Annotated in this window: 6 protein-coding genes and 1 tRNA gene; 1 reads left to right on the top strand and 6 read right to left on the bottom strand. The window is 39.4% G+C overall.

Annotated elements, in window-relative coordinates; genetic code table 11:
- Positions 1-64: 64 nt before the first annotated feature.
- A tRNA-Pro gene (locus VB654_RS23125) sits at positions 65-138 on the top strand.
- A 19-nt stretch (positions 139-157) separates the two neighbouring features.
- Here the strand turns inward: VB654_RS23125 and VB654_RS23120 are convergent.
- The 6 genes from VB654_RS23120 to VB654_RS23095 form a co-directional block, all read right to left on the bottom strand.
- Complete coding sequence (locus tag VB654_RS23120; protein WP_323216170.1) at positions 158-649, bottom strand: DUF1499 domain-containing protein; 492 nt, start codon at positions 647-649, stop codon at positions 158-160.
- A 271-nt stretch (positions 650-920) separates the two neighbouring features.
- Positions 921-1,175 carry a TIGR03643 family protein gene (locus tag VB654_RS23115; RefSeq protein WP_323216169.1) on the bottom strand — a complete coding sequence of 85 codons (255 nt, stop codon included), beginning with the start codon at positions 1,173-1,175 and terminating at the stop codon, positions 921-923.
- A 39-nt stretch (positions 1,176-1,214) separates the two neighbouring features.
- A complete protein-coding gene (locus tag VB654_RS23110; RefSeq protein WP_323216168.1) occupies positions 1,215-1,757 on the bottom strand; it encodes a WcaF family extracellular polysaccharide biosynthesis acetyltransferase in 543 nt (180 codons plus the stop codon).
- A complete protein-coding gene (locus VB654_RS23105; protein WP_323216166.1) occupies positions 1,744-2,331 on the bottom strand; it encodes a YdcF family protein in 588 nt (195 codons plus the stop codon). Before VB654_RS23105 ends, VB654_RS23110 begins: the two co-directional genes overlap by 14 nt.
- A 188-nt stretch (positions 2,332-2,519) precedes the next feature.
- Positions 2,520-3,284: a glycosyltransferase family 2 protein gene (locus tag VB654_RS23100; RefSeq protein ID WP_323216171.1), complete on the bottom strand. Its 765-nt coding sequence runs from the start codon at positions 3,282-3,284 to the stop codon at positions 2,520-2,522.
- Positions 3,285-3,388: 104 nt separating this feature from the next.
- The coding region (locus VB654_RS23095) for a class I SAM-dependent methyltransferase (RefSeq protein ID WP_323216165.1) at positions 3,389-3,869 on the bottom strand (481 nt) is incomplete at its 5' end.

Here is a 3,869-nt window from a genome sequence, read left to right as displayed (position 1 = left end):
TATAATCAGCACATTTTCATAATTTATGATTGCTTATGATATAATGTTTAGGTGTTAACTGTGGCGGGATGTAGCGCAGCTTGGTAGCGCACTTCGTTCGGGACGAAGGGGCCGCTGGTTCGAATCCAGTCATCCCGATTGTACATATTTTAAAAAATTAAATGTTTAAATCGCGCAAAGCTAGGCGAATTTGTTCTATACGTCTGCGGTTAACACCCAAGTCTGATTCTCCTATGCGAGATGCGGAACGGGTATGAATCACTGGCTCATCGGTAGGTAAATAAAACTCTACATCATCAACAAATTTAAAGATGCGGCTTTTAGACAGAGCATGAATGTAATTATCTGTTTGTTCTATCACCTCTGTGCGGGGAACAACACCAAGAACTTTGAGTAAAGTTTCTCTTGCTACATCACGATCTACATGATATGTAATGGGGTCAATGGCGTGTTTAGCATCAGCGTCTTGGCTGACGACACAGTTATCTGAAGCTGGACAAGAACTCAGATGACCATGATCAACGCCCAAACCAGATGACTCAGCCCAAGCAGCTGTAGGCAGTATTAAACCACTAATCAGAGTGAGAAAGATGATAAAAGTAATAATCCGAGGGAGTCGCTGTGTGAAGGCTGTGAGTAGATGGGACATGATAAATTTATTGTTTAAGACTTGAATAGCACTTTATCATTTTCTTTGATTTTGGGTAGGGGTGAGAGGATCTGACCTTTTTTGAATTCAAAATTCAAAATTCAAAATGCAAAATGAAGAAGAAATAAAATTTTGTAATTGATTAATTCTGGGTACAAGCCCCTGCCATAATCTTTGATTTGGCAGTCTTCAATCAGTGGTGGGTACAAGCCCCGACTGATTGTCTTTAATTTTGAATTAATAATTTTGAATTTTGAATTGATTTGACTGTTCATGATTTTTGATTGTGTGACTTAAAGCGACCTGCAATAAATTCTCGCTTCTGTAAATGTTTTGTTTTGCGTTTGGTAACTCGCGATCGCCACATTTTGAAACTAGATTCTTTCATTTGCTGGCGCATTAAAGCAATTACCTGTTTTTCTTGTAGCCCAAACTGAGCCTCAATAGCTTCCATTGGTGTTCTATCTTCCCAGGCCATTTCAATGATGCGGTCAATAGTTTGGGTATCAAAGTTTGGTAACTTCATACTTTTGCTAATAATTTATCAATGTCATCTACATCTATTTTAATGTAGCTTTCTTTCCTTAATTGGTTGTGCCGGATTCCCTGCATAAATAGTCATCGGTGACAATGATTTAGCCGCAACTCCACCTAAAGTTAGCACAGCACCTTTACCAACAGTAACACCAGGACCAATTACTGATTTAGCAGCAATCCAACTACTTTCTTGAATATCAATTGGGGCAATTTTCAACTCAAAGTGAGGGTGACTCCAATCATGATTACCTGTGCAGAGATACACACCTTGAGATATACAAGCATGACTTTCTATAGTTACATCAGCGAGGTTATCTATCCAAGTATCTTCACCAATCCAAACATAATTACCTACTGTTAACCGCCAAGGAAACTTTACCCGCACTCCTGGCTTAATGCGAACACCTTCACCAATACTAGCTCCAAAAATCCGTAATATCCCCACCTTCAATGATGAGATCGGTAGCCAAGAACTCTCAACTAAAGGAGACCCCAGAAAGTACCACAAAAGCTGTTTCCAATAGGGCGCGCCAGGGGTATAATTGCCCAATATGTATTTATCTAGCCGCATAAAATGGCTCACGAAAACGAGGGTGAAAGCTGGCTCCTGTACGACCTGACACAATCCACAATAGGGAACGCCCACTATCTCTAACGATGCGGACTATGGATTCTCTGGGTTTTGAGGACGGAATAGAGATGGGGGTAAAAGTTATTCCTTGGCTACCCAGAACTAAGGTGGCTATGGCTTTAGCTCTGGGCATATGATAGCTGGAGGTAATTAAATAGATATGCTGAATTTTCTGGGATTTAAAATCATCAACTAAGCTGGTAAAGTTGGTAACAGTGTCAATAGCACGGTAATCGAGGTGAAAGCGGTAGTTGGCAATATCTGCACTTGCAAATATTTCCAGGACTTGTTCTGGGCGACTACCACTAGAAACCCATATATCCAACTGGGGATGTTTTTGGGCAAATTGAGCAGTAAATTCTTCTCGTTTTGGATCGCCACCCAGGGTAAGAATTGCTTGGGGATGGGGGGACTGGTAAGAGGCGATCGCTAGTCGGATAGGAATGAAGCTGAGTAATGCTAAGAGAAAACCCGCTATAATTAGGAACCAATATTTTTTGTTCAGTTTCAACATTATATCAACTGAAATTAGGTTTAACTCTACATTATTATTATATAGTTTCCAGGATGAGCTAGATATCTAGTACCGCCATGAAATCAAAAGTCAAAAAGCTTATAAAATGGGCTTTTCATGGATTTTGAATGGTCTGTTTATTTACGCCGACTTGTACTAGGGATTTCACTGCAAAAAATAGTCAGCCATTATTTTAATTTTTCTGCTTCTATTAAATGTAGACTTAGAAGAACTTCTGCTAATACGCGCTGAAATGTATAGTACCAACCTTGCCAACCATCAAGAATGCCACCTTTGAGGATCAGACAATAAACAAAGATAACTAATGGTGCTAATGTTTTTTGTTTACGGATGCGATCGCCTAAACTGAGTTCACTGTTTGGTGTTTCTAGCAGTTTTTTGGTTTCAATCACCATGTAACGTTGTTGCGCCCATAGCCAACGATTTAAAGGCTTGCGATCGTCATGATGAATGTATGCTGAAAGTAATCGGGATTGACCCTCTACTGAAACCCGATGTGCGTGTCCATCATCTTGATAAATTGCCTTTTTCTTTTTGTACAATACCTTTCGGGGTGGAAGTAGAGTACCACGCAAAGGTTTACCAAAAACACAATATTTAAATCTAAAACTGTAGCTGTTTATATCTGTCTCTACTGGTAACGTCTGAATTTGGTGAATTAGCTCATCTGTCAAGATATAATCTGCATCTAGAGATAGAACCCATTCTGATGTAATTTTTGTCAACCCATAGTTACATTGACTAGCAAAAGAATCGAATTTCCGTTGAAAAACTTCAACTTGAGGGTAGGAAGATAAAATTTCTAAGGTTTCATCTGTACTATAACTGTCAATAACAACAATCTTCTTAGCCCAACTCAGTTTTTTCAGGGTACGTTCAATGTTAGGGGCTTCGTTGTAGGTCAGAATGAGAGGGGTAAGTTGTTCTAGAATCGATAACAAAATAGTGATGATCTCCCATTGTGGAGGTTGAGTGAAAGGCGATCGCAAACTCTTAACTTTCGCCTTGCGGTACGAGTCGCCAGGGTGAATACTTTTCAAACATCCTTTGAAGGGGTACTAGAACATAACATTGATTTCCAAACATAAGGAAAGCCCCCAGCAAAATTAAACTTTATATCTCCATAGCCTTCTGATTCGAGCAACTTAGTCAGAGTTGCCACAGAGAAAAACTTAATATGTCCGCCATCCCAGAGTGCAGTAAAGTGCCGATCCATTTTGCCAGAAAGCGCCAGTATGGTATTTTTAACATAGCCGTGATAAGGGGTAGTCAATATTAAACGACCATTAGGCTTGAGACATTTTTTAGCATTTTTCACTAATTCTTTGGGAATAAACAGATGCTCAACGACTTCAGCCGCGATGACAATATCAAAATTGTTGCCTATTTTGGTGTAGGGTAGATTGTAAATACTACCTTGAATAAATTCGCAGTTCGGAAAAGCCTTTGTAGCTAGTTGTACTCCTGATTCAGATTCTTCTACACCTACAACTTCATAACCATACTGTGCAATTATA

Origin of the sequence: Nodularia sp. UHCC 0506 (genome assembly GCF_034931045.1) — a bacterium.
Classification (GTDB): domain Bacteria; phylum Cyanobacteriota; class Cyanobacteriia; order Cyanobacteriales; family Nostocaceae; genus Nodularia.
This window is presented reverse-complemented; position numbering and strand designations above follow the sequence as displayed.

Bases quoted from the DNA above. Each gene is read 5' to 3' on its own strand.
- VB654_RS23120 (WP_323216170.1), bottom strand. From the start codon at position 649: ATGTCCCATCTACTCACAGCCTTCACACAGCGACTCCCTCGGATTATT.
- VB654_RS23115 (WP_323216169.1), bottom strand. From the start codon at position 1,175: ATGAAGTTACCAAACTTTGATACCCAAACTATTGACCGCATCATTGAA.
- VB654_RS23110 (WP_323216168.1), bottom strand. From the start codon at position 1,757: ATGCGGCTAGATAAATACATATTGGGCAATTATACCCCTGGCGCGCCC.
- VB654_RS23105 (WP_323216166.1), bottom strand. From the start codon at position 2,331: ATGTTGAAACTGAACAAAAAATATTGGTTCCTAATTATAGCGGGTTTT.